We start from the raw sequence: 23,297 nt of genomic DNA, 5'->3' as shown, positions 1-23,297 counted from the left end.
GTTTAGTAGACGGATTTATTGTTATCAACTGCTGTGGTGACGTCGGTAAAGCGGGCCGCCAGCGCTTCGGCGCTGCGGGCGAGCAGGGTGGTATCCACACCGACCGCCACAAACAATGCGCCGAGGCCGAGATAGCGTTTCGCCAGCTGTTCATTCGCCATCAGGATGCCGGGCGCTTTGCCCGCGCTGAGGATCTGCGCGATCGCCTGCTCGATGGCGGCCTGCACCTCCGGGTGCTGCGGATTGCCGGCAAAGCCCATGTCGGCGCTCAGATCCGCCGGGCCGATAAACACGCCGTCGACGCCTTCCACGTCCAGGATCTGCGGCAGGTTTTTCAGCGCCTCGCGGGTTTCGATCTGCACCAGCACGCACATGGCGTCGTTAGCCTGATGCAGGTAATCCGGGATGCGATTCCAGCGCGAGGCGCGCGCCAGGGCGCTGCCGACGCCGCGAATGCCCGCAGGCGGGTAGCGGGTGGCGCTTACCGCCAGCCGCGCCTCGTCAGCGTTTTGCACCATCGGCACCAGCAGGGTTTGCGCGCCTATGTCCAGCAGCTGCTTGATCTGCACCGGATCGTTCCACGACGGGCGCACTACCGGCTGGCTGGGATAAGGGGCGATGGCCTGGAGCTGGGTCAGGACGGTCTGCACGCTGTTCGGCGCGTGCTCGCCGTCGATCAGCAGCCAGTCAAAACCGGCCCCGGCCAGCAGCTCTGCGCTGTAGCTGCTGGTCAGCCCCAGCCATAAACCGATTTGCGGGCGGCCCGCCTTCAGCGCCGCTTTGAATGCGTTTTGCATGGTCGCCTCCTTATACAAAGCGACAGCTGATGGAGCCCATGTTGCCGTAGTCAACATGGAAGGTGTCGCCCCTGCTGGCGGCAACCGGACGGGTAAACGAGCCGCCGAGGATGATCTGTCCGGGCTCAAGCTGTACGTCGTACGGCGCGAGCTTGTTCGCCAGCCACGCCACGCCGTTCGCCGGGTGGTTAAGCACGCCTGCGGCGACGCCGGTCTCTTCGATCACGCCGTTGCGGTAGAGCAGGGCGGAGATCCAGCGCAGATCCAGCGCGTCGGGCTTAATCGGACGACCGCCGAGGATCACCCCGGCGTTGGCGGCGTTGTCGGAGATGGTGTCGAACACCTTGCGCGGGCGCTGGGTCTCCGGGTCAACGTTGTGGCAGCGGGCGTCGATCAGCTCCAGCGCGGGGATGACGTAGTCCGTGGCGTTGTAGACGTCGAAGATCGTGCAGTTCGGGCCGCGCAGCGGTTTTGCCAGCACGAAGGCCAGCTCCACTTCGATACGCGGGACGATAAAGCGATCGACGGGGATGTCGCTGCCGTCGTGGAAGAACATGTCGTCCAGCAGCGCGCCGTAGTCCGGCTCGCTAATCTGCGAGCTGGCCTGCATCGCTTTCGAGGTGAGGCCAATCTTGTGGCCTTTCAGCACGCGGCCTTCGGCAATTTTCAGGCTCACCCATTCGCGCTGTACGGCGTAGGCGTCTTCGATGGTGATCTCCGGGTACTCCAGCGAGATCGCGCGGATCTGCTCCCGGGACTGTTCCGCCTGATGCAGGCGGTGGGCGATCAGGGTATGGGTGTGTTTATCGAGCATGGCGATATCCTGTTTTTGCCGGGTGGCGCGTAGCGATCCCGGCCTACGTTCGGGGCTGTTGTAGGCCCGGTAAGCGCAGCGCCACCGGGCGAGCAGACGGCTACTTAAACAACGCGTGCACGTTGTTTTGTTTGTAGTTGAGCGTCGGATCGAGTTCTTCCATGGCGAACGACAGCGCCAGATAGCGCTCCGCCATCAGCGCCGCGAAGTGGGTTTTGATCAGCGCAAACAGCATCTCCCCCACGGCTTCCCGGTTCTCCAGGCTGCGCCCGGCGCCGATCTTCAGCGTCATATGCACAAAGGCGTAATCATGCTTACCGTCCGCCATCTGCCAGGTGTCCAGCCAGTGGGCGCGGCTGCGGATGCCGCCGAGCGGGAAGATCCCCGTGGCGGCCAGCGCCTCGTTCACTTTGGCGAACAGCCCCGGCAGGTCGGCCTGCGCGCGGATGTTGTCGGTACATTCAGCAATAAAGTGCGGCATAACGACTCCTTATGCGGGCAGCGGGAAAACGGCGTTGACCTGGCCGGTGCCGGAGCTGGCGAACAGCTCGGTGAGGAACTCCACCTTGCCGTCGTATTTATCCCAGCCCAGCATCCCCAGCAGCATCACCGTGTCGTGCATGTTGCCCTCGCCGTAGCAGTAGTCGGCGTACTCCGGCAGCATGCTGCAAAACTCTTTAAACTGGCCCTCCCGCCACAGCTTGACCACGCGCTCGTCCATCTGGCGATCAAACTCGCGGGTGTAGCTGTTCATCCCTTCCTCCGCGCGCTGGTCGTCGATAAAGCGGTGCGACAGCGAGCCGCTGGCGAGCACCGCCACGGTGCCGTCGTACTTTTCGATGGCGCTGACGATGGCCTCGCCCAGCCTGCGGCTGTCGGCAAAGTCGTGAACCGTGCAGAACGCCGAGATGGAGATCACTTTGAAGTGCTTATCCGCGTTCATGTAGCGCATCGGCACCAGCGTGCCGTACTCCAGCTTGAGGCTCGGGATGTTGTGCGCCTTGGCGCGCACGCCGAGCTTCACCGCTTCGTCGGCGATCAGCTGCCCGAGCTCCGGGTTGCCGTCGTAGTCGTACGTCATGTCGCGGATAAAGTGCGGCAGCTCGTTGCTGGTGTAGACGCCTGAAAAATGATCCGCACAGTTGATGTGGTACGCGCTGTTCACCAGCCAGTGGGTGTCGAACACGATGATGGTGTCCACGCCCAGTTCACGGCAGCGCTTGCTGATCTCTTTATGCCCGTCGATGGCGGACTGGCGGCAGCCGTGGTTTTTCCCCGGCAGCTCGGAAAGGTACATCGACGGCACGTGGGTGATTTTTGCCGCTAACGCTAGCTTACCCATTGTCAGATCCCCCATTTTGGAATCGGATGGTCGCCCATGGAGATGCAGACGTTCTTCATCTCCGCGAACACTTCAAAGCTGTACTCGCCGCCCTCGCGCCCGGTGCCGGAGGCCTTCACGCCGCCAAACGGCTGGCGCAGGTCGCGCACGTTCTGGGTGTTCACGAACACCATGCCCGCTTCAATGTTGCGCGCCAGACGGAGCACCTTGCTGACGTCCTGGGTCCAGATGTATGACGCCAGGCCGTACTCCACTTCGTTGGCCAGCCGCAGCCCTTCCGCCTCGTCCTTAAACGGCAGCAGACAGGCCACCGGCCCGAAGATCTCCTCCTGCGCCACGCGCATGCGGTTGTCGACGTCCGCCAGCACCGTCGGGCGCAGGAAGTTGCCGCCTTTCAGGTGTGCAGGCAGATCGACCGGTTTGTCCGGGCCGCCCGCCAGCAGGGTGGCGCCTTCCTCGATGCCGAGGCGGATATAGCCGGAGACTTTCTCCCAGTGCTGCTGGCTGATGAGCGCGCCAATCTGGGTGTTCGGATCGGTCGGATCGCCCACGCGCAGGCGATTGGCGCGTTCGGCGAAGCGCTTGACGAACTCCGGGTAAATGCTCTGCTGGATGAAGATGCGCGAGCCCGCGGTGCAGCGCTCGCCGTTGATGGAGAAGATGGTGAACAGCGCGGCGTCCAGCGCGCGCTCGATGTCCGCATCTTCAAAAATCAGCACCGGGGATTTGCCGCCCAACTCCATGGAATATTTCTTCAGCCCGGCGTTTTTCATGATGTTGCGCCCGGTGGCGGTGCCGCCGGTGAAGGAGACGGCGCGCACGTCGTGGTGGCGCACCAGCGCGTCGCCTGCCGTCGCCCCGTAGCCCTGCACCACGTTCAGCACGCCCGCCGGAATGCCCGCCTCCAGCGCCAGCTCGCCCAGACGGTCGGCGGTCAGCGGCGAGAGTTCAGACATCTTCAGTACCGCGGTATTGCCCAGCGCCAGGCACGGCGCGACCTTCCAGGTGGCGGTCATAAACGGCACGTTCCACGGCGACACCAGCGCGCAGACGCCCACCGGCTGCACCAGCGTGTAGTTGAGCATTTTGTCGTCGACCGGGTAAGTTTTGCCGTTCATCTGCTGGCACACCTCGGCGAAGAACTCGAAGTTGTGCGAGGCGCGCGGGATGAGCACATTTTTGGTCTGGTGGATCGGCAGGCCGGTGTCGGCGGTTTCCATGGCGGCGATCTCGGGCACGTTCTGGTCGATCAGATCCCCCAGGCGACGCATCAGGCGCGCGCGCTCCTTCATCGGCAGGTTGGCCCATTTCGGGAACGCCTCTTTAGCGGCGGCAACGGCCTGATGAATTTCCGCTTCACCGCCGGAGGCGACTTCCGCTAATACCTCGCCGGAGGCCGGGTTAGTGGTATGGAAGTACTCGCTTCCGGCGACGTTTTTACCGTTGATCCAGTGGTTAATCTTTTTCATTTTGCAGTCTCCTCGCTGACAATCCGGTTCACCAGGCGGCCCACGCCTTCCACTTCCACCACCACTTCATCGCCCGGCACCACGTCGGACAGCCCCTTCGGCGTGCCGGTGGCGATCATGTCGCCCGGCTGTAGGGTCATAAAATCGCTCAGATACGCAATCAGGTTAGGAATGCTGAAAATGAGATCGGCGGTGGTGCCTTCCTGACGCAGTTCGCCGTTGACGAAGGTGCGCAGGGTTAAGTTATGCGGATCAGGAATGGCTTCTTTCGGCACGATGTTCGGGCTGATGGGGGTTAATCCGTCGCGGCTTTTGACCCGCAGGTTCGGGCGGTAGTAATTTTCCAGGTAGTCGCGGATGGCGTAGTCGTTGCAGACCGTGTAGCCCGCGACATACTCCATCGCCTCGGCTTCGCTCACCTTACGCGCGGTTTTACCGATGACCACCACCAGCTCCGCCTCGTAGTGCATGTATTCGATATTGTTCGGGCGCACCGAGGTCTGGTTGTCGCCATTGAAGGTGTTCGGCGCTTTGATAAACACCAGCGGCTCGGTGGGCGGCTTGAAGTCCAGCTCGCTGGCATGATCGGCGTAGTTAAGACCGAGGGCGAACAGCGTGGCGTGTTCAGGCGTGTGGTGGTAAAGGGCAACGTCGCGCTCGTTCACCACCGGGTTTTCCAGCGGCGGGAAACCTTCCGCCAGAATCCGCACGCGATCGCCCGGGCGGACCTCCACGCGGCTTTGCGGCGTGCCGAGCAGGATCGCATCGCCGGGATTGAGGGTGGCGAATTCGCTCAGGGCGCTCAGCAGTTCGGCGGCGCTGCGCTGCAGATCGGCGGTGTTCCAGTGGTCCGCTTCGCGGCCGTTGATCTCGGTGATGATGGTCAGGTTGTCGACGTTATCAACGGCGGCCAGCTCGCCAAGCGGGCAAAAGCCGTCCCGGCATTTGGCCTTAATGGCCGGGCGGTAGAAGCTCTCTTCCGGCAGGCTCACCTCGTTGGCCAGCGCGTACCCGGCGATGTAGGCCGCGGCGTCCTCTACGCGCACCCTGCTGGCGGTTTTACCCACAACCAGCGCCACCGTCGCGCCGCTTAACACCGTTTCCCCCTGCGGGAAAGGAATGGGCTCGCCCGCGCGAATCACCGTGTTGTGCGGTTTGATAAACCACACCGGCGTTTTTGGCGGCGTGTTGTAAGGGGCTTTTTCAAACGCCTCAGCCCAGGCTTCTTGCTGACTCTGGTGGTTCAGCGCGACGGCAAATACGGTACCTTTCATTCACCAACTCCTCATCCCGACGGTCCGGGTTATGATTTCATTAATATGTTAATGATCTGTTTTTATGCTTTTGCTGTTTATTTCGCAATCAGAAGTGAAGAATTTGTGATATGAATAACAATAAATTTACATGTTGGATTTCAATGCTATGTAAATCAGTTGCTTAATAAAACAGAATGGTTTCTGTTAGACTTTCTGGCAGGAAACGTGTTGTTTATAAAAACATCTTTTATGAATCGTTTACTTGTTAATGATGTGAAGGGGAGAGGCTATGCATGATTCATTAACCATCGCGCTTTTGCAGGCGCGGGAAGCGGCGATGTCGTACTTCCGTCCGATTGTGAAGCGGCATAACCTCACCGAGCAGCAGTGGCGCATCGTGCGCGTGCTGGCTGAACATCCGTCGATGGATTTTCACGATCTGGCGTTTCGCACCTGTATTCTGCGCCCGAGCCTGACCGGCATTCTGACGCGCATGGAGCGCGACGGCCTGGTGCTGCGCTTAAAGCCGGTAAACGACCAGCGCAAGCTGTACGTGTCGCTGACCAAAGAGGGAAATGCGCTGTACGAGCACGCCCAGGCGCAGGTGGAAGAGGCGTATCAGCAGATTGAGGCGGAATACACCCCGGAGAAGATGAAGCAGCTGACGGCGCTGCTGGAAGAGTTTATTGAACTCGGAAACCGGCATAACGCAGCGCGGGAAGAAGAGTAAAAACCACAAATTCCAGGATGATTTTCGTAAAGTTTTCCCTTTCCAGGCCGAAAATTCTGTATCTGTCTGAGGAAAGAGAAAACATGTTAAACCGTATCAAGATTGTCACCAGCTTAATGCTGGTTTTAGCGATATTTGGCCTTTTACAACTCACATCCGGTGGTCTTTTCTTTAATGCTCTGAAGAATGACAAAGAGAATTTCACCGTACTGCAAACCATTCGTCAGCAACAATCCACCCTTAACGGGAGCTGGGTTGCGCTGCTGCAAACCCGTAATACCCTGAACCGCGCGGGCATCCGCTACATGATGGATCAGAACAATATCGGCAGCGGCGCGACCGTTAACGATCTGATGCAGATTGCGTCTGCCTCGCTGAAACAGGCGGAAAAAAACTGGGCTGACTATGAAGCCCTGCCGCGCGACCCGCGTCAGAGCGACGCCGCTGCGCTGGAAATTAAACGTAACTACGATATCTACCACGGTGCGCTGGCTGAGCTGATTCAACTGCTGGGGGCGGGCAAAATCAACGCCTTCTTCGACCAGCCGACCCAGAGCTACCAGGATGGCTTCGAGAAGCAGTACGTGAGCTACCTGCAGCAGAACGACAAGCTGTACCAGATGGCGGTTGAAGACAGCAACAGCTCTTACACTCAGGCTATCTGGGTGCTGATCAGCGTGCTGGTTGCCGTGCTGGTGGTGATTGTGGCCGTCTGGCTGGGTATCAAGCAGGCGCTGATCTCTCCGCTGACGCGTCTCATTGACAATATCCGCCACATCGCCAGCGGCGACCTGGTGAAGCGCATCGACGTGGAAGGCTCTAACGAGATGGGCGAACTGGCCGACTCGCTGCGTCATATGCAGGGCGAGCTGGTGCGTACCGTGGGCGACGTGCGTAACGGCGCGAACGCTATCTATAGCGGCGCGAGCGAAATCGCGATGGGCAATAACGACCTCTCTTCCCGTACTGAACAGCAGGCCGCTTCCCTGGAAGAGACCGCTGCCAGCATGGAGCAGCTGACGGCGACCGTTAAGCAGAACGCCGAGAACGCCCGTCAGGCGAGCCACCTGGCGCTAAGCGCGTCTGAAACCGCGCAGAAGGGCGGCAAGGTGGTGGACAACGTGGTGCAAACCATGCGTGACATCGCGGGCAGTTCGCAGAAAATTGCCGATATCATCAGCGTGATCGACGGCATTGCCTTCCAGACCAACATCCTGGCGCTGAACGCGGCGGTAGAAGCGGCGCGTGCGGGCGAACAGGGTCGTGGATTTGCGGTGGTGGCAGGGGAAGTGCGTAACCTGGCCCAGCGCAGCGCTCAGGCAGCACGTGAAATCAAGAGCCTGATTGAAGACTCCGTGGGACGCGTGGAAGTGGGGTCAACGCTGGTGGAAAGCGCCGGTGAAACCATGGGTGAGATCGTGAACGCGGTGACCCGCGTGACCGATATCATGGGCGAGATTGCCTCTGCGTCCGACGAGCAGAGCCGCGGTATCGACCAGGTGGGCCTGGCGGTGGCAGAGATGGACCGCGTGACCCAGCAGAACGCCTCGCTGGTGGAAGAGTCAGCCGCAGCGGCGGCGGCGCTGGAAGAGCAGGCGAGCCGTCTGACGCAGGCCGTGGCAGTGTTCCGCATTCAGCAGGAGCAGATGAAGGCGCGCGAGTTCGCTTCGGCGAAAGCCGTTGCCGCACCGGTAATGACGCGTAAAACCGCGACTGCCGATGCAGGTGATAACTGGGAAACGTTCTAACGCCGTGCGTTGTGCCGGGTGGCGGCTGCGCCTTACCCGGCCCACTGTTCAGGGTTTTGTAGGCCCGGTAAGCGCAGCGCCACCGGGCGATATCAAAGCTGCAGGCGCATGGCGCAGCGGGAGTCATACGCTAAACCGTGCGCTGTCTCTTCTTCCCTTTTCCGACGCAGTTCAGGCGTCAGCGTCGTCATTTTTTCAAACCCCAGCCGCGCATAGAAGGGCGCATTCCACGGCACGTCCCGGAACGTCGTCAGAGTCAGCGCGGTCAGCCCCCTTTTACGGGCGCAATCTGCCACGCAGGCGATGAGCTGTCTGCCAATCCCTTTTCCCTGCCAGTCCAGATCAACCGAGAGTTCGACAATAAACAGTGATGACGGGTGGGCTTCGGCAAGGACAAACCCGACGGGCTGGTCGTTTGCCAGCGCCAGCCAGCTGAGCCCGCGTTCGGCATAGTCGAGGTGTTGCTCAGCGGGAATGACCTCGCCGTCGGCAAGCCAGGCGAGTTCCGGGATGTCGCGGAATCGCCCGGCCGCCGCGCGTTCAATGGCGGACAGGGCGGCAACGTCGCTGAGGGTGGTGGGGCGAATGCGAATAGTCATGGCGGCAAGTATAGCCTGACCCGTCGACATTATTCCGAGCAGATCAGCACCGGCGAATAAAAATTGCTGATCACCAGCGCGTCTTCCGGCGTGCGCTCTATCGTCAGAAGCCTTTTATTGCCCAGCGTCAGGCCGGCAACGTATTTTTCAAAGACCCCGGGCGGCATCGCGTCATGGCTAAAGCGCTCCACTTTTTGAATGACGATCTCATACAGTTCGTCCTCCACGTGACGCCATTTAAACATCTCCTGGCGAGAAACCTCCCAGCTGCGCGGGGCATTCACCACGTTGCCGTTAACCGTGATGTACCCCGTTTTGTCGGGGTGAAAGCGCATAATGACCTCACCGTCAAAGGTGAAATTGTGGCTGTCGCGCTCGTCGGTAAACGTCAGGTTTCCGTCGCAGGTTACCGACAGCGGAGGCGTGTGAAAATACCACGCCAGCGCGGTGCCCAGCAGCAGCAGGTTGAGGATCAGGATTAGCCAAACTTTTTTTTGTCTCATATCACCACTCGTAATAGTAAAGCGTACGACAGGCGCTGGCTTTACCCCGCGTGAGGGAGCATTGGGAGAGCACCAGCCGCCCTTCGTGGCCGTAGAAAAGCGTTCTCTGAATGTGCATGTAGAAAATCGAATTTTTCAGACACGGAAGGTGACCGTCCTTTTGAAGCGTTTGCGCGAGCGTAATCGCTTTCCCGTGAAACACGTCCGCCAGCGGCGTAAAGGTGTAAACCGGACAGGTGCCGATATGCGTCAGCAGATGGATCTCCCGCTGCGGGGCGTCTGGCTTGATGAGCACGATCCAGATGCTTAGCGCAACGACGACCAGCGTGAGCGCGCCGCAGAACAGCCATTCCGGGCGAACGCGCCATGCAGGTTTCACCGTTTTGGCGATCGGGGGGGCCTCCTCCAGCGGAGTGACCGTGACGTCTGCGCTGAGCATAAAGCCCGTTTTCGGTACGGTAACGATAAACAGCGCGTCGGGAAGCAGGGTCGCCAGCATCTTGCGCAGAATGCTGATGTACTGGTTTAAGGAGTTGTTAGACCCCTGGAGCCTTCGCCGATCCCAGACTTCCTGGAGAAAGGTTTCCCGTTCGACCACGTTCCCGTGATGCTGAACCAGCAGCCTCATGATGGTATTGGCCGTGCAGGTGAGGAGCTGCGCATCCTCATCCGGCGCATTGATAAGAGAAACAGAGCCGTCCTCGTCGTTATAGACGATGGCGTCAGCAAGCAGGTATTTCATAAGTTGTTGTAATAAAAACAGAGATAATGAATGAAAAAAGGCTTACGCCCTCAAGGCTGCATTGCTGGCTATTTTAACGCCACTGTTACCGATAACATTGATCCAGACAGGTTTTTGGGTGATTTAATAAGTCAGCGTGATAATCACGTCATCAATAAACTCCCCGGTACCGGTTAGCGGCTGTGCCGGGACCTCGCCGTAAACGGTGTAGTTCTGGGTGCCGCCTGCAGGGTTGGTGACCTGCAGCGCATCGCCGCTGCTTTGATCTCCCCAGCGTTGCGTGGCCGCCTCATCCTGCCAGAGACCGTAGCGCAGGCAATGACCCTCGCTGTTGCAGAGCTGCCGCTGGTTACCGCTGGCATGGTTGCCTTTTCCCATGGCAAGGGTGAACGCGGTTCCGGCTGGACAGCGCGTGGTGAGGGTGGCGGAGGATCGCGTCGGGCTCAGGGTAGCGGTGCTGGTCAGCGTGCCGAAGTTAAGCGGCGTCACGCGCTCGATGTAACACCCCTGGCTGATTTCGGCCTGCGCGCTGGTGCCGCCCTGCACCTGCTGCCCCTCTGCGGAACCGTCCGAGCAGTTTTGCAGCGCGTCCTGGCGCAGGGCGCTGTGCCAGGCGATGCGCAGATTCATGTTGTAGTTGTAATAGTGGTAGGCCGGAAGCTGGCTTTGCCCTGGCGGAATGGTAGCGATAAGCGGAAAGGTACCGCTGACGTTGGCATTGCTTTCCGCGGCGAGGGTCTGCTGAATCAGGTTCCCGTTGCTGGCAGGCCCCAGCTCCTGAGAGCGCGCTGCGCCGTTAAGCAGGCGGAAGAGAAGGGTGTACTGTTTCCCCTCCTGATCTCCCTGGGAGATCATCTCAAAGGGCGGGGCGTCTACGCTGCTCAGGCAGACGTTAATATATTCCGTCCTGCCCTCGTTGTCGGCCTGGCAGCTAAATTTGACCTCGGTGTTGACGGAGGTGGTATTGCCCGCCACGACGTTGCCAAAGTTAATGGCGGGCATGGAGGTTATCCAGCAGGCTGCCGCCATCGCCTTCACGGACAGGACGAGCAGCAATAATAACGGCGCTCTTAATGACACAGTTGTTCTCCGATATTCTGTATAGATGACGCGGTACGGGGCGCCGGAAGCGTGACCCGGCACTCTCCCTCACCGGTCTTCACCACCAGTTCGCCCGGCAGGGGCGGATCTTCAAGCCAGATAAAGCCGTCGCGTCCTACGATGGTGGCACCCTGCGGCGTTGACACGACGCTGCCCAGCGGGAGCGGCCTGCGGCGGCTGTCGACCAGCCGGGCCTGAACCGTGACGGCGTGATGGACGTTAAACTCGACTTTCACCGCGCTGCTGTTGCCCGGTCTGGCATGCATGTCGGTAACAGGGGCGATCACATCGGCGGGAAGATCGAGCGGGTTAATGCTGACTTTGCTGTTGTGGTAGCGCGGCAGGTCGGTCAGCAGGAGATAACCGTCTTCATCCGTTTCACCGGCCGGGCGGTTTTCCAGCATTACCGGTACGTGCCCAATGCCGTGGGTGGACACCAGCGCCATGCCCTGCTGGATGTAGCGCAGCGGGTACAGGCTGCCGTCCAGCAGCGTCAGGCTGCCTTCGGCGGAGGCGTACTGGTTGCCCTGGTTGGCACCTTGCTGCAGCCCAACGTGCCATTCGCCCGCTCGGCCTAGGTAGCCGAGGTCCGCATATCTTTCACGTCGTTCGCCGAAGCCCTGGCCCAGCTCCCATGACCAGCCGCCGGCCTCATCGTCCGGCTGGTGGCGGTAATCCATGCGCGGCGTATCCCGGCTGACCTGAGCGGAGAGCGTGTCCTCGCGACCCAATGGGACGGAAAGCAGCAACTGAACGTGGCTCGACGCGTCCGTAAACGAGCGGGTGTAGCTCAGCGTGGTGGAGATGTGTGCCGGCAGCGATACCGACCAGGAGGCGTTGAGGTAACGCTCTGTGCTGCCCTCAATGTTCTGCTGTACCCAGCCCGTGCCCACGGTACCGAAGTGGGGGATGGACTGGCTTACCCAGACGTTGTCGCTGCGTCTGACGGGCGCGGCACCGCTCATGCGGGCGTTGTCGGCGAAATCCGCCTCGGTACGGACGGTGCTGGCAGAAATGCTCGTTCCTCTGCCGTTCCACTGCCAGCCGAGGCCCCACTGAACGCCCTGCCCGTAAGGACTGTCGCTCACGGCAACGTGCTGGCTGACCACCCCCAAGGCGGGAGAGACCAGCCAGTCAGTGCCCATACCCACGTTGCGCAGCCTGCGCTGCTGTTCCGTATGCAGCGCTAGCGTCAGGCTATTATTCACCCCATAGCGCCAGCCCGCGTCCAGCAGCGGCGAGGCGGCATAGTCGTCGGAGCGCAGGGCGTAGTTTTCGCGCATCCAGCCGATGTCCAGCGAACCGCTGCTGAACCCTTCCGCCAGCATGCCCGGCGCGCCGTAGAGATCGAGCTGTACGGTGCGACGCTGGCCGTTGATATCGGTAATGACCACCTCCGCCTGTCCGCTTCCGGTGAAGGAGGGCAGGGTATCCAGCAGGAAGTCTCCCGGCGTGACGCGCTGGCTGCTCTGCTTAAGGCCGTCGATATACAAATCGACCGTGGAAGGCAGCACGGCCGTGTCGCTGTAGCGGCTGCGCGGTTCGGTATTGAGCTGGGGATTGAGCTCAAAGTTACGTGCCCAGTGCAGCCCGCCAAAGCGTACCTGTCGGCTCCAGCCGGTGCCGGTGGTGACGCTGTCGCCCAGCGCCAGCGTGGTCAGCGAGTCGGTGTTGTCCCACTGCCAGCGGGTTTCGAGACGCGTATGGGTCGGTCGACCGGCGCTGTTTTCCGCCCCGACATGGCTTGAAAAACTGCTGCTGAACGTTCCGGGTAGCCCACCGGACGCGGTCAGCATGGTCTGGGCGTTAAGCTGGCGCTTCCCTTGCACGTCGCTGGCGTAGAGCGCATATCCGAGCGTATAGGCGTTGACGGGCTGCGCATCAGGATAGCGGTACATCGGCGTGGGCCTTGAGACGGTCAGATGCTGCTGGCCCTCGAGCGCGTCTGCCTCTGCGGTAATCGACACCTGCTGGGACAGCACGTCGAGATTGACGTTCAGGCCCGGCAGGGAGGTCAGCTCAACCCACTCTGCGCGATCGTCCGGGGCGTGAAGCCCCAGCTTTTTCATGTCGCTGCGGCTTATCCATAGCGCATTATCCACCACCCGGCAGGCCCATAGCTCGCCTCGCGGGGCGTGGTTCACGGTGATGGCCAGCCATTGCACGGTGTCGGCGGGCTCAGTCCGGGCTGACAGCATGAGCGGTAGCCAAAACAGGAGCGCGAGAAGCGAGCGGGCGCAGGGGTATCTGGCTGGCATGATGGTCATCATTAAGATAGACGCGCAGCGAGCTGAGCGCGTAACGTGTGGGCTGCTTGAGCGATAAAAGGGCGGTTTGTCCCGGGAGCACATAGCCCGCCAGGCCTTTAATCGACCCGACAACCTTCCCATCGGCCGTCAGGGCCTCAAGGTGGCTCAGGCGGATGTGGCGGTTTCCGGCGTTAAAGCAGCGGAGAGTGGCCGGTATGTCTGCCTGCTCACAGCTCAGGGCATCGTGGCTGACGGGCGCGCTCTGGCTCCCGGCAATAAACACCGGAATCGAGTAGCGCAGCAGGAAGTGTACCGCGGAGGGGTTGGCGGCACGGGACGCGGCGTCCGGCAGTTCATCAATAACCAGCCGGTAACTTTGCTCCTGCGCACGGATGCCGGGCTGCATGACGATAATGCGCACCAGTTGCTGCTGGCCCGGCGCCAGTGAAGTCATCGCCGGGCTGGTGACCACCTCCCCGGTGGACACCAGCACATCTTTACCGTTTTTTTGCGTCCATTCGTATACCCGAATCTGCGCATTGATGGCCGCTCTCCCACTGTTTGTGAGATAGACCGCCGCTGCCCGCTGGTCGCTCTGCAGATCGAGCGTTACCGGGGCCACCTGAAGCGTGGCGGCCAGCGCGTAGCGCGACAGCAGCGCCAGCATCATGAGCCACAGAATGAAGCAGGGAAGGTAGCGACGCACGATCAGTACTCCAGGTTTAACGTGATATCGTCGCTGTAGTTCCCTGCCTGGGCGGTTGTCAGCGCCCCGGCGTCAATGACGCCATACAGCGTTTCTTCCTGTTCCGCACCGTTGCCGGTATCGTCCAGACCAGTCGTCTCGTTGATTTGCTTCTGTTTGCCTTCGTCAGCAAAGAGTTTCCACGCAATCTTCTGCGCCCCGGTTTCGCCGTTTTCAGGCTTCAGCCAGAAGGTGCCGCTTTCGCCGTCGGGGCTGGTGGCGGTGAGGGTGAACGGCGTGCCGTTGGTACAGACGATATCGACCTGCGTTTTGGCCAGGATTTCGCTCGACTCATCGGAGCCGTGACGCGAGAAGTTGAGGTCGTTGGCTTTGAGGGTGCACGACTTCACGACCTCAAGTGATACATGCATCGTCGCGCTTGCGGTACTGTCTGCGGCGATCGCAGCAGCAGGAAGCAGGAGAGCGGAACAACATACAGCGGTGGGAATAATTTTCATGATCTTATTTCCTGACGTGAGTAACAGTGCAATTACAAAGCGAATGACTGAGCGTCCAGCAGGCAGCGTTTTTGATGGCATTCTGCCAGGGTATGGCAGCAAAAGGTGGGGCAAGGCCATAAGCAGGCGTTGCCGCGCAGAACGATGACCCGATCGCCAGCATTCAAAATGAAAGGGGTCATTTTCTCCCCCACAGATAGCCCTGGCCGTAATCGGCCGCGCTCGCGCAGGCCAGCGCGAAATCACCCGCGGTTTCGATGCCTTCGATCAGCACCTTGCTGGCGACGCGCTTGCACTCGCGGGTGAGATGCAGAAACTTCGCCTGCTCGGTCCGTCCGTTCCAGAAGGTATGTTTGTCAATTTTGATGCCGCAGAAGCGGATCTGGCTGGTCAGCAGGTCGGGAAGTAGGTCTTCGCAGACATCGTCTGCCCACACTTCTATCCCCCACTGATGGAGCGTCGCGATGCATTTCCTCAGCGCCTGGCTTTGCGTATCGTCGAGTTGGACCATCGTATGGAGATCGGTGATCTCGATAGCAAGTTTCTCCGGGCACGGGGTTTCTTCTTTTAGCCTGTCGAGGAAGTCCGTTTCCAGCAGTAAATCCGATGTTGCATTGAGGTAATACTTGTCGCCATCCTTGCAAAACATGGCGTGACGAAGCTGCGCAAAGAAGTGCGCTTTACGCTGCGTCGCCGACAGCGAGCCAAAGTAATCTTCAAGATTGACGTTGGGCTTTGCCGTGGACAATACCTCCCAGGCAATCACATTTTCACTGCGCAGTGCCCGGATGGATTCGAACTTATAGCCGGTTAGCATGATAAACGTGCGTAACGCTCCGTGGTGATTTCAGGAGCTTGGAATTTTACGGATCTGGATTTTGGCGGGATATTTATAGATAAAAATGGCTTATATAAAGTGTTTTAATCTAATTTATAAGAATATTATAGGATTATTTATTTTCATAAGCGCCCGGCAGAACGCCGGGCGCGACGCGTCTTAACCCGCTTTGCTGACGATTTTGATTTCGACCATGCCGATCCCGAGCTGGCGCGGTGAATGGCCGAGAATATTTCCTTCATTGGTGGACTGCGGGTCCGGCGGTACGATCACCAGGGTATTGCTGCGCGAAGGATTCTCAAAGTGCAGCGTGTGCGTGCTCACGTCGTTTCCAAGCGTTAACGTCTGCTCCCGATCTCCCACGCGAACGGGGACGGGCTTGTTGGCATTGGGTCCATAAGCCCTGGCGGTGATCACCAGGTCGAACTGTTCCGGCAGCGGATGGGTGTACTCGATTTTCACCTCGTTGCCCAGCTGCGCGTTTGACCAGCGTCCCCACGACTCCGGACGGGAGATGCCGCTAAACTGCTTCACCTCTTCGGGCGCGCCGGCCACGTTAAAGATAAAGCTGTCCGCTTTATAGCGGATGTCGTTGTCGACGATTTTCAGCATGTCGATGTTGTGCTGATAGCGAGCCGTATCAATCACCGTATCTTTAAAGGCGGTTTTGCCTTTCCACTGGGCTTTGTCGACATGCTGCACGGTTTGCTCCCCGCCAAGCTGGCCCTGAGAGACGCACCAGTCCGTAGAGAGCGCCAGCGGCTGCGACCAGAGCTGACCCATTTTGTAACACCGGTCAATCCAGACGAAGTTATCGCGAGGGGCGAAATCGGCCAGCTGGAAGCGCAGCGGCGCGGAATACTCGCTTTCCGGCAGCGGTTCGACGCGACTATCCGACACGCGCACCAGCAGCGGCAGGCGGAAATTGCTGCCGGAGAAGGCAACGGTGTTTTTATCCCGATCGACGGTGAAGTCTTTCATCTCTTTCGGGAAATTCCACAGGCGGATGATGTCGGGCTTCCAGGCGAGAATTTTTTCCTTCATGTTGAGGAACACTTCCGACAGGGATTGCCCCGACAGCGTGCTGCGCCCGAGGCCAATAAAGTTGTCGCCCCCCAGAATGTCCAGCACGGTTGCGCCGTTATCCATGGAGTTGCGTTTGGTGGCGATTAACTCCTGCTGCGGCTGGTCGCCGCGCAGCACGAAGAAAAGATTGCTGCGATCCTGCTTGCTGAGCTGGTCCCACGCGCTGTTTTTCATTGCCAGATGGTCAGACGATACGACGATGACGGTGTTTTTAAACCAGGGCGAGGCTTTGATTTTCTCGACCAGCGCGGCGATGTGCTCCTGGCTACAGGTCACGGCGCTGAAAGACTTGTTGTTTTTGCCGTCCACGTCATAGCTTTTTCGCTTACAGGTGCGCGAGACGAACCCGTCCGGATGGTGCGTATCTACCGTCAGCGCAAAGAGAGAAAAACGCTTCCCGGCGCGGGAAAGTTCATCGAATTTCTTCCAGGTTTCGTCCAGCACCGTATCGTCATAGAAGCCCCAGTCGTTGCGGTAGGTGGGATCGGCAACCGTCGTTTTTAACTCTTCTGAGCCATACAGGTGGTCAAAACCGTGGGATTTCAGGAACACATCTTTTCCGGCAAAGCGCAGGTTTGCTCCCTGCATAAAGTAGTTTTCATAGCCGGAGTTTTTCAGGATATCGCCCAGGCAAATATTCTGCGGGAAGAACGTCGACATCGAGGCGGAGGCGTTACCTTCAAAAGGTGCGAACAGCGGGATACCGCACTGGGAGGCCACCATCCCGGCGATAGTGTAATCCGTGCCGGGTAACTGCATGGTGTGGCTGAAATCGAGACCTTCGTTTTTCAGCGCGCCCAGTTCCGGCGTGAGGTTCGGAAACGCATCGTTATCAAAGTAGGTGCGCTCCAGGCTTTCACCGTAGATGTAGACCAGATTGAGCTTCGGGTTGGCGATCGTTTTCGACGGCTCTTTATAGTAGGCCACGAAGTCCGGATCGCCGTCGCGCGACTGGGATTTTACAAGCTCGGTGATCTGATGAAACGCGGGGCTGGCGTCGACGGAGGCCAGCGCCAGGAAAAGCGCCAGCAGGCTGTAGCCATGATGGTGAGGAAGATGGCGACGGCGGCGCAGCACCCAGGCGAGCGCGCCGAAAATCGTCACCAGCGCCACGATCAGTCCCAGCCCCGGAAGGATGTATTTACCTACTCCCGCGCCCGTCAGGCTGTTCGTCAGGGTGTAGAGCACGGCATCGTTAATGCCGTCGCCGGTGAAGTAATCGCTGGCGTATAAGGTAATGTTTAAAACGATAAAAATGCCGAGCACCACCAGCGTGGCGATAAACCACCAGGTGTTACGGCCGGCTTTCCAGGCATAAACGCCGACGGAAGCCAGAAAAAGGATAAGAGAGATGAATTCTGACAACAGCATATCCTCATGACGCCAGGTGCTTCGCTGGCTAACTGTTTATTTTTGGTAAGACAATGTAATGGCGATGTCGTTTAGCTGCAATTTTAGTGTCACGAAAGTGTGCTGTTGTTAGGATTTGGTTTATAAAATCGTTTTTATGAGGATGGTCGCATCCTGACAAACGGACGCTGAGACGGTGGCAGGTAGGAAAAACGCTCGTTTAACGCCGCGATGCAAGCCTATCGCATTAAACGCGGCGTGTTGTGGCAGAAAATGGGGCGGATCAGGAGATGAAATTAACGCCTTGTTTCAGCACCAGATCGCAGGCTTTGGTTTTCACCTGTTTTGCCAGGGCGGAGTTGCCGAGGGTGCTCAGATTCAGCTGTTGGCCGTTTTGCGCGTTAAGCAGGCCCTGAATGCCGTCCATATAGCTGGTATCCGCTTTTTGCTCCTGCGTGTCGAGACCCAGTTTACCCAGCACCTGGTTTTTCACGTTTTGCGCGTCGGTCACCGAGGCCAGCTTTTGCTTAGCGCAATATTCCAGAATCCCCGCCGCGTTGTTCATCGTGCCCGCGCTCAGGCTCTGGGAACTGTTGCTCAGCAGGCTGGTGAGAGAAGAGGCCGAGAGCCCGCCCTGGGCGCTGCTGCTCTCTTTGGTCAGCTCATTCGCGGCGCTTGACAGGGACTCCTGCCACGAAGCCGCTTGTGCTGCGCCGGTAACCAGCAGCGCGCCTAAAAAGGTGCTGATAAGAATCTGTTTTTTCATAATGGCTTTCTCAAAAAGGTCCGTTTTGGGCCGGAAGGGGTTCCAGTATATACCTGCGCCCTGCTGGCGATTCCTGGAACTGTCTTAATACTCTTTGCCGGTGACGCGGCTGCGGTAACTGTCCCAGTCGAAAATGACATACAGACTGTTGCCCAGCTTCATGCGGTCCATGACGCGTTCGCCCAGTAAGCGGGTCATCTCGTCAATGTTGTGGTTCGTCAGCATCCCGGTGGGACGTTTGGACGAAGAGCGGCGATCGACTATCTGGTTAATGATGACCTTTTCATAACGGGATTCCGTCTGAACGCCAATCTCGTCGATGACCAGTAGATCGACATTGCTCAGATCGTTAAGAAGCTGCTCTTCGCTGGTTTCACGGTTACTGAAGGTGTCTTTCATGGCGGACATGATATCGGCCACGGTGATGATGAGGACCGATTTACCGCGCAGAAGCAGTTCGTTGCAGATGGCGGCCGCGAGGTGGTTTTTACCTGTGCCCGGCTTGCCGCTAAAAATGAAGCTGGCGATATTGCCGTCAAATTCATCCACGTACTGACGCGCGGCGGCGAGCGCGTTCATCTGCCCGCTGGTCTCAACTTTATAATTATCGAACGAGCAGTTCTGGTGCAGGGGGCGAATACCGGAGCGGTTAAAGGTGCGCTGCATTTTCATCGCCCGGTTTTCGCGGGCGAGCGCGGCGGCACGAATTTTACCTTGCTCCTTTTGCCACGCCAGCAGCTCTTCACCCGTGGTGAAGGCGGGCTTCACGTTGGCTGGCATCATTTTTTGCAGACGTTTCATCAGGTCGCCGACGTTCTTCATTTCGCACCTCGGAATCCACTCGGGATCTGTTTATCCGGTTCTGAAAACGTGTTGATATCGCGCTTAGGCTGGCCATTGTTACTGGCGCGGGTAATTTGAAGATGACGCGCGAGCTTTTGCTGCCACTGAATGTGGGTGAACACTTTGCCTTCCGCCTGCCACCAGGCGATAAACGCGGCGAGCTCTTCCGCGGTGGCTGGCTGAGTTAACGCAATGCCCCACAATGCTGCCTGCCGCTGAAAATCTGCGTCAGGCTGCCAGCCCGCGTACAGGACAAATTTGCCCATCGGAACGGTTAGCGGGGTATTAACCGGTTCTTCAAAAAACTGGTTATCCAGCGTGACGTCGCTTGCCGGACGTGACATCTGCGCTTCGATCTCCAGAAGCTGCGCCAGACGTTCCGGCGTGATTGCGTAAAACGCCGGCGCGTTGTCGGCAAAAACCGCAATCGTGCCACCTTCGGCGTGGGTCAACACACCGCGTGGGTCGCGCATAAAGGCATCAATGCCAGCAATGCTGGTGGTCAGAATTCTGGAGGACATAACGCTTACTCAACTGATTACTACGGGCGTGATATGGGCTTATGGTAGCACAGAGAGGGGAAGGGATGGAGGGGATTTCCCCGGTGGCGCTGCGCTTACCGGGGCTACAGTCGTAGGCCTGAAAAGCGCAGCGCCATCAGGCAGTTATCACGCGATGATATTCAGCGTCACGTCGATGTTGCCGCGGGTCGCGTTAGAGTACGGGCAAACGATATGCGCCGCATCGACCAGCTTTTTGGCTTCCGCAGGATCCATCCCTTCAACGTGGATATTCAGTTTTGCTTCGATACCAAAACCGGTCGGCAGCGGGCCGATACCCACTTCGCCTTCAATAAACGCCTCTTTTGGCAGGGTAAATTTGTCGCGAGCCGCCACAAACTTCATCGCGCCCAGGAAGCAGGCAGAGTAACCCGCAGCAAACAGCTGCTCAGGGTTCGTGACTTCTCCACCCATACCGCCCATCTCTTTGGGCACGCCCAGTTTAACGTCCAGAACTCCATCGGAAGAGGTCGCGCGGCCGTCACGGCCCCCGGTTGCTTTTGCTTTGGCGGTATAAACAACTTTTTCTAAAGACATGGCAGGTTCCTCATCTTGCTTTAATGTGTGCTATTAAATAGCGTGCGATATATATGGTTAAATAATAACGCGTAAAGTATAGCCTTACGCGCGTTGAATCTGTTGTCGCAAAAGTTCCAACTGCTGCTTGAGCGCCAGCATGGTGTCGGTATCACACTGTGCGGCGCACCCCACCGCGTGTGGGATACCCAGTGCCTGCTGCTGAAGTTCACGTCCGGCTTCAGTCAGCGTGACGGCGACCTGACGCTCATCTTTACGCGAGCGGTGGCGGTTGATTAGCCCTGCGCTTTCCAGACGCTTCAGAAGCGGCGTCAGCGTTGCGGAGTCAAGGAACAGCCGTTCACCGATGTCCGACACCGTCACGTCATCCTGCTCCCACAGCACCAGCATCACCAGATATTGCGGGTAAGTCAGGTTTAGCGGCGCCAGCAGTTGCCGGTACAGCTTATTAAGCGCCAGATTTGCCGAATAGAGGGCAAAACAGAGCTGGTTATCCAGCAGGAGCGCAGCGGTCGTGTCGTTCGTTTTTGCGTTCATGAAATGAATATAGATTGTGCGCGATTTAATTGCAAGCAATTTTAGGGGCAGGTATAACGCAGCGCCACCTGAACGGCCATTTTACGGTAGTGCTGGCGCTGGGCCTGCTCGTCTGCACCCTCTTCAAACAGCAGGGTGAAGGTGTAGCTGTTGGCAACGTAGTGAAAGCTGAAGCTGCTGATCAGACGGTGAAGGTCGCGGGCGTCAACCGTCTGGCTGAAAAGCTGTTTTTCTTTGCCCCGGCGCAGGATGCCTTCCAGCAGGTCGAGCGCGCTGCGGTTGACCTGACGCAGATAGTTTGACTGCTGCATAAAACGGCCGCGCTGCATGTTTTCCATGCAGATAATGCGGATGTAATCCGGGTGGTCGGCATGATAGTCAAAGGTGGCTTCAACCAGATGGACCAGCGCTTCGACCGGGGGCATTCCCGTCAGGCTTAGCGCTTTTTCGCTGGCGCGAATCTGGGTGTAAACATGTTCAAGTACGAGGAGATAGAGGTTCTCTTTATTCTTGAAATGGTAAACCACCATGCGTTTGGTGGTGCCCGCTTTCTCTGCGATCTGCTCCATCCGTGCACCGTTCAATCCATACTCGGCAAAAAGCGCGATGGCGCTCTGAAAGATTTTCTCTTTCAGGCTGGATTCTTCACTGTGCTCGGGGTGTTCGCTGCCAGGGTTAGCCACATCCTTTCCTTATTTTCACCAAACGGACCAGAAAGATTATCTCCACGGTAGCGAAATAACACAAATATCAAACGCGCGGGCGTTTGCGGTAGAGCCATAGCCCGGGTATCGACAGCCCGATAGAGAGCGCACCGACGATGGAGGACGCCTTAAGAAAGTTGCTCAGGAGAAGGATCATCTGCGGCTCGGTGTAGCCAAAATGGCTGATTTTCACCGCGGAAATCATCGCCGTATAGGCAGATATGCCGGGGAACATCGGGATAACGGCGGCGACGGTGAACACTTTCGGATGCGCCAGATACCAGCGCGACCACTGAATACCGATGCTGCCGACCAGCATAGAGGCGATAAACGTCGACCATTCGATGTTAAAGCCCGCCGTCATCATCACCATTCGCGAGCCGTGGCCAATTGCGCCCAGCAGCGCACACCACGGCAGAGCGCGTTGCGGAACGTTAAATACCATCGCAAAGCCGACGGCAGGAATGGCCGCCAGGGCCATGTCCTGTGCCAGCGCCAGCAGAAAATCTATCACGCCCATCCTCGTAACCCCCACAGCGTCATCGCCATCACCACGCCGATGCAGGTTGCCAGCGTCAGCAGGCTGGCGATAGCCCAGCGTGCCAGCCCGGTATTGATGTGCCCTTTAAACATGTCGGCAACGGCGTTAATTAGCGGGAAGCCCGGCACCAGCAGAAGCACGCTGGCGGCCATCGCAATCGTCGGGGTAGCGGCAAACTGCGGCAGGCGCAGCAGCAGGCCAGACACCGTAGTGGCAACAAACGCGGTAATGCAGAAGTTAATTTGTGGGTGCAGCTGCCGGTGCGTCAGCAGCTGGCGCACGTACATGGCGATGCTGCTGGCGAAAAAGGTGACGATCGCGCCGTCCCAGCCGCCTTTATTGAGCTTACAAAAACAGGCGCATGACAGCCCCACCATGAGCACGACCAGCCAGCGTGGATAACGTAATGGCTTGATTTGGTTAAAACGTTTTTCAATCTCCTTGAGATCGAGAAGCTTATGCTCAGCCAGGATGACGATGTGCTGGACCTCGGTTACAACGTGCATATTAATGCCGCGGTCGTGGTTTTTACGGGTGGACGTAAGACACTGCCCGTCTTTAATGGTGGTCAGCACAATGGCGTTGGACGAGATAGCGCTCTCGACGCTGTCCATCCCCAGCGCCAGCCCCAGCCGGGTTGAAAGCTCCTCGACCAGCGCGCTTTCCGCGCCGTGCTGGAGCAGAAAAAGACCGCACTGAATACAGAGCCGCGTGATAGCACGTTGCGTTGACCGATCTGCCTGCATGTATTGTCCCGAAGATAAGGTGAATAGTTGCCGGTTGGCCCGTAATGCCTACTTTTAGCACAAAGTGCAGTGGCTCTTGCTGTGGGTCAGATCAAGGTTTATGCAAACAGTTCCCCCCCTCGTCACGACGACTTACAGGATTAATTTATTAATATGATGAATTATTAATTTGAAATAATAAAATATTTGTATTTAGAAATTCTAATTTTATTTTGTTGTTATTTTAATGTCTGCAC

General features: G+C 58.3%; 25 protein-coding genes. 2 read left to right on the top strand and 23 right to left on the bottom strand.

Going from position 1 to position 23,297, the window contains the following annotated elements; translation table 11 throughout:
• Positions 1–2 precede the first annotated feature (2 nt).
• The 6 genes from hpaI to hpaG form a co-directional block, all read right to left on the bottom strand.
• The gene (hpaI, locus tag INF77_RS02630) at positions 3–797 is read right to left on the bottom strand and encodes a 4-hydroxy-2-oxoheptanedioate aldolase (RefSeq protein ID WP_059354706.1); all 795 of its coding nucleotides are present in this window, start codon (positions 795–797) and stop codon (positions 3–5) included.
• A gap of 10 nt (positions 798–807) precedes the next feature.
• Positions 808–1,611 carry a 2-oxo-hept-4-ene-1,7-dioate hydratase gene (gene hpaH / locus INF77_RS02625; RefSeq protein ID WP_045259529.1) on the bottom strand — a complete coding sequence of 268 codons (804 nt, stop codon included), beginning with the start codon at positions 1,609–1,611 and terminating at the stop codon, positions 808–810.
• Positions 1,612–1,711: 100 nt separating this feature from the next.
• Positions 1,712–2,092 (bottom strand): 5-carboxymethyl-2-hydroxymuconate Delta-isomerase, encoded by a 381-nt coding sequence (locus INF77_RS02620; protein ID WP_028015402.1) that lies wholly within the window; start codon positions 2,090–2,092, stop codon positions 1,712–1,714.
• A gap of 9 nt (positions 2,093–2,101) precedes the next feature.
• Positions 2,102–2,953 carry a 3,4-dihydroxyphenylacetate 2,3-dioxygenase gene (hpaD, locus tag INF77_RS02615; protein ID WP_041911312.1) on the bottom strand — a complete coding sequence of 284 codons (852 nt, stop codon included), beginning with the start codon at positions 2,951–2,953 and terminating at the stop codon, positions 2,102–2,104.
• 2 nt (positions 2,954–2,955) lie between these two features.
• A complete protein-coding gene (hpaE, locus tag INF77_RS02610) occupies positions 2,956–4,422 on the bottom strand; it encodes a 5-carboxymethyl-2-hydroxymuconate semialdehyde dehydrogenase (RefSeq protein WP_063438162.1) in 1,467 nt (488 codons plus the stop codon).
• A complete protein-coding gene (hpaG, locus tag INF77_RS02605; RefSeq protein WP_193532411.1) occupies positions 4,419–5,696 on the bottom strand; it encodes a 4-hydroxyphenylacetate degradation bifunctional isomerase/decarboxylase in 1,278 nt (425 codons plus the stop codon). Before hpaG ends, hpaE begins: the two co-directional genes overlap by 4 nt.
• A gap of 271 nt (positions 5,697–5,967) precedes the next feature.
• On the opposite strand from hpaG, the gene hpaR reads away from it, so the two are divergent.
• Positions 5,968–6,408 (top strand): homoprotocatechuate degradation operon regulator HpaR, encoded by a 441-nt coding sequence (gene hpaR, locus INF77_RS02600; protein ID WP_023334396.1) that lies wholly within the window; start codon positions 5,968–5,970, stop codon positions 6,406–6,408.
• 83 nt (positions 6,409–6,491) lie between these two features.
• A complete protein-coding gene (gene tsr / locus INF77_RS02595) occupies positions 6,492–8,156 on the top strand; it encodes a methyl-accepting chemotaxis protein (protein ID WP_045259638.1) in 1,665 nt (554 codons plus the stop codon).
• Between the two features lie 92 nt (positions 8,157–8,248).
• Here tsr and INF77_RS02590 read toward each other — a convergent pair whose 3' ends face one another.
• The 17 genes from INF77_RS02590 to INF77_RS02510 form a co-directional block, all read right to left on the bottom strand.
• Positions 8,249–8,755: a GNAT family N-acetyltransferase gene (locus tag INF77_RS02590; RefSeq protein WP_063942916.1), complete on the bottom strand. Its 507-nt coding sequence runs from the start codon at positions 8,753–8,755 to the stop codon at positions 8,249–8,251.
• A gap of 29 nt (positions 8,756–8,784) precedes the next feature.
• Positions 8,785–9,258, bottom strand: a complete 474-nt coding sequence (locus INF77_RS02585) for a hypothetical protein (protein ID WP_041911308.1) — start codon at positions 9,256–9,258, stop codon at positions 8,785–8,787.
• 1 nt (position 9,259) lies between these two features.
• Positions 9,260–10,000, bottom strand: coding sequence for a winged helix-turn-helix domain-containing protein (locus tag INF77_RS02580; protein WP_193532410.1), 741 nt, complete (start codon positions 9,998–10,000; stop codon positions 9,260–9,262).
• A gap of 123 nt (positions 10,001–10,123) precedes the next feature.
• On the bottom strand, positions 10,124–11,080 hold the full coding sequence (locus INF77_RS02575; protein ID WP_193532409.1) for a spore coat U domain-containing protein: 957 nt from the start codon (positions 11,078–11,080) through the stop codon (positions 10,124–10,126).
• Positions 11,071–13,299 (bottom strand): fimbria/pilus outer membrane usher protein, encoded by a 2,229-nt coding sequence (locus INF77_RS02570; protein WP_193532408.1) that lies wholly within the window; start codon positions 13,297–13,299, stop codon positions 11,071–11,073. Before INF77_RS02570 ends, INF77_RS02575 begins: the two co-directional genes overlap by 10 nt.
• The gene (locus INF77_RS02565) at positions 13,280–14,056 is read right to left on the bottom strand and encodes a molecular chaperone (RefSeq protein WP_088204603.1); all 777 of its coding nucleotides are present in this window, start codon (positions 14,054–14,056) and stop codon (positions 13,280–13,282) included. Before INF77_RS02565 ends, INF77_RS02570 begins: the two co-directional genes overlap by 20 nt.
• 2 nt (positions 14,057–14,058) lie before the next feature.
• Complete coding sequence (locus tag INF77_RS02560; protein WP_088204602.1) at positions 14,059–14,553, bottom strand: spore coat protein U domain-containing protein; 495 nt, start codon at positions 14,551–14,553, stop codon at positions 14,059–14,061.
• 178 nt (positions 14,554–14,731) lie between these two features.
• Positions 14,732–15,370, bottom strand: coding sequence for an EAL domain-containing protein (locus INF77_RS02555; protein ID WP_028015414.1), 639 nt, complete (start codon positions 15,368–15,370; stop codon positions 14,732–14,734).
• A 180-nt stretch (positions 15,371–15,550) separates the two neighbouring features.
• Entirely contained in the window at positions 15,551–17,842 is a 2,292-nt protein-coding gene (opgB, locus tag INF77_RS02550; protein WP_193532407.1) for a phosphatidylglycerol--membrane-oligosaccharide glycerophosphotransferase, read from the bottom strand.
• A gap of 268 nt (positions 17,843–18,110) precedes the next feature.
• Positions 18,111–18,593: a DUF2501 domain-containing protein gene (locus tag INF77_RS02545; protein WP_048959799.1), complete on the bottom strand. Its 483-nt coding sequence runs from the start codon at positions 18,591–18,593 to the stop codon at positions 18,111–18,113.
• An 84-nt stretch (positions 18,594–18,677) separates the two neighbouring features.
• Complete coding sequence (gene dnaC / locus INF77_RS02540; RefSeq protein WP_014882432.1) at positions 18,678–19,415, bottom strand: DNA replication protein DnaC; 738 nt, start codon at positions 19,413–19,415, stop codon at positions 18,678–18,680.
• The gene (gene dnaT / locus INF77_RS02535) at positions 19,412–19,957 is read right to left on the bottom strand and encodes a primosomal protein DnaT (protein WP_100171033.1); all 546 of its coding nucleotides are present in this window, start codon (positions 19,955–19,957) and stop codon (positions 19,412–19,414) included. The genes dnaC and dnaT overlap by 4 nt, the downstream gene beginning before the upstream one ends.
• Positions 19,958–20,104: 147 nt before the next feature.
• The gene (locus INF77_RS02530; protein WP_013095463.1) at positions 20,105–20,533 is read right to left on the bottom strand and encodes an organic hydroperoxide resistance protein; all 429 of its coding nucleotides are present in this window, start codon (positions 20,531–20,533) and stop codon (positions 20,105–20,107) included.
• A gap of 84 nt (positions 20,534–20,617) precedes the next feature.
• On the bottom strand, positions 20,618–21,070 hold the full coding sequence (locus INF77_RS02525; RefSeq protein ID WP_028015419.1) for a MarR family winged helix-turn-helix transcriptional regulator: 453 nt from the start codon (positions 21,068–21,070) through the stop codon (positions 20,618–20,620).
• A gap of 41 nt (positions 21,071–21,111) precedes the next feature.
• The gene (locus INF77_RS02520; protein ID WP_193532406.1) at positions 21,112–21,753 is read right to left on the bottom strand and encodes a TetR family transcriptional regulator; all 642 of its coding nucleotides are present in this window, start codon (positions 21,751–21,753) and stop codon (positions 21,112–21,114) included.
• Between the two features lie 67 nt (positions 21,754–21,820).
• Complete coding sequence (locus INF77_RS02515) at positions 21,821–22,294, bottom strand: threonine/serine exporter (RefSeq protein ID WP_041911301.1); 474 nt, start codon at positions 22,292–22,294, stop codon at positions 21,821–21,823.
• A complete protein-coding gene (locus tag INF77_RS02510; RefSeq protein ID WP_028015422.1) occupies positions 22,285–23,061 on the bottom strand; it encodes a threonine/serine exporter ThrE family protein in 777 nt (258 codons plus the stop codon). The genes INF77_RS02515 and INF77_RS02510 overlap by 10 nt, the downstream gene beginning before the upstream one ends.
• Positions 23,062–23,297 lie beyond the last annotated feature (236 nt).

The sequence above is a fragment of the Enterobacter cloacae complex sp. P1B genome (assembly GCF_014982345.1).
Classification (GTDB): domain Bacteria; phylum Pseudomonadota; class Gammaproteobacteria; order Enterobacterales; family Enterobacteriaceae; genus Enterobacter; species Enterobacter bugandensis.
This window is presented reverse-complemented; position numbering and strand designations above follow the sequence as displayed.

Excerpts from the sequence above, each read along its gene's own strand:
- hpaI (WP_059354706.1), bottom strand. The coding sequence starts at position 797 with ATGCAAAACGCATTCAAAGCGGCGCTGAAGGCGGGCCGCCCGCAAATC.
- hpaH (WP_045259529.1), bottom strand. The coding sequence starts at position 1,611 with ATGCTCGATAAACACACCCATACCCTGATCGCCCACCGCCTGCATCAG.
- INF77_RS02620 (WP_028015402.1), bottom strand. The coding sequence starts at position 2,092 with ATGCCGCACTTTATTGCTGAATGTACCGACAACATCCGCGCGCAGGCC.
- hpaD (WP_041911312.1), bottom strand. The coding sequence starts at position 2,953 with ATGGGTAAGCTAGCGTTAGCGGCAAAAATCACCCACGTGCCGTCGATG.
- hpaE (WP_063438162.1), bottom strand. The coding sequence starts at position 4,422 with ATGAAAAAGATTAACCACTGGATCAACGGTAAAAACGTCGCCGGAAGC.
- hpaG (WP_193532411.1), bottom strand. The coding sequence starts at position 5,696 with ATGAAAGGTACCGTATTTGCCGTCGCGCTGAACCACCAGAGTCAGCAA.
- hpaR (WP_023334396.1), top strand. The coding sequence starts at position 5,968 with ATGCATGATTCATTAACCATCGCGCTTTTGCAGGCGCGGGAAGCGGCG.
- tsr (WP_045259638.1), top strand. The coding sequence starts at position 6,492 with ATGTTAAACCGTATCAAGATTGTCACCAGCTTAATGCTGGTTTTAGCG.
- INF77_RS02590 (WP_063942916.1), bottom strand. The coding sequence starts at position 8,755 with ATGACTATTCGCATTCGCCCCACCACCCTCAGCGACGTTGCCGCCCTG.
- INF77_RS02585 (WP_041911308.1), bottom strand. The coding sequence starts at position 9,258 with ATGAGACAAAAAAAAGTTTGGCTAATCCTGATCCTCAACCTGCTGCTG.
- INF77_RS02580 (WP_193532410.1), bottom strand. The coding sequence starts at position 10,000 with ATGAAATACCTGCTTGCTGACGCCATCGTCTATAACGACGAGGACGGC.
- INF77_RS02570 (WP_193532408.1), bottom strand. The coding sequence starts at position 13,299 with ATGCTGTCAGCCCGGACTGAGCCCGCCGACACCGTGCAATGGCTGGCC.
- INF77_RS02560 (WP_088204602.1), bottom strand. The coding sequence starts at position 14,553 with ATGAAAATTATTCCCACCGCTGTATGTTGTTCCGCTCTCCTGCTTCCT.
- INF77_RS02555 (WP_028015414.1), bottom strand. The coding sequence starts at position 15,370 with ATGCTAACCGGCTATAAGTTCGAATCCATCCGGGCACTGCGCAGTGAA.
- INF77_RS02545 (WP_048959799.1), bottom strand. The coding sequence starts at position 18,593 with ATGAAAAAACAGATTCTTATCAGCACCTTTTTAGGCGCGCTGCTGGTT.
- dnaC (WP_014882432.1), bottom strand. The coding sequence starts at position 19,415 with ATGAAGAACGTCGGCGACCTGATGAAACGTCTGCAAAAAATGATGCCA.
- dnaT (WP_100171033.1), bottom strand. The coding sequence starts at position 19,957 with ATGTCCTCCAGAATTCTGACCACCAGCATTGCTGGCATTGATGCCTTT.
- INF77_RS02530 (WP_013095463.1), bottom strand. The coding sequence starts at position 20,533 with ATGTCTTTAGAAAAAGTTGTTTATACCGCCAAAGCAAAAGCAACCGGG.
- INF77_RS02525 (WP_028015419.1), bottom strand. The coding sequence starts at position 21,070 with ATGAACGCAAAAACGAACGACACGACCGCTGCGCTCCTGCTGGATAAC.
- INF77_RS02515 (WP_041911301.1), bottom strand. The coding sequence starts at position 22,294 with ATGGGCGTGATAGATTTTCTGCTGGCGCTGGCACAGGACATGGCCCTG.
- INF77_RS02510 (WP_028015422.1), bottom strand. The coding sequence starts at position 23,061 with ATGCAGGCAGATCGGTCAACGCAACGTGCTATCACGCGGCTCTGTATT.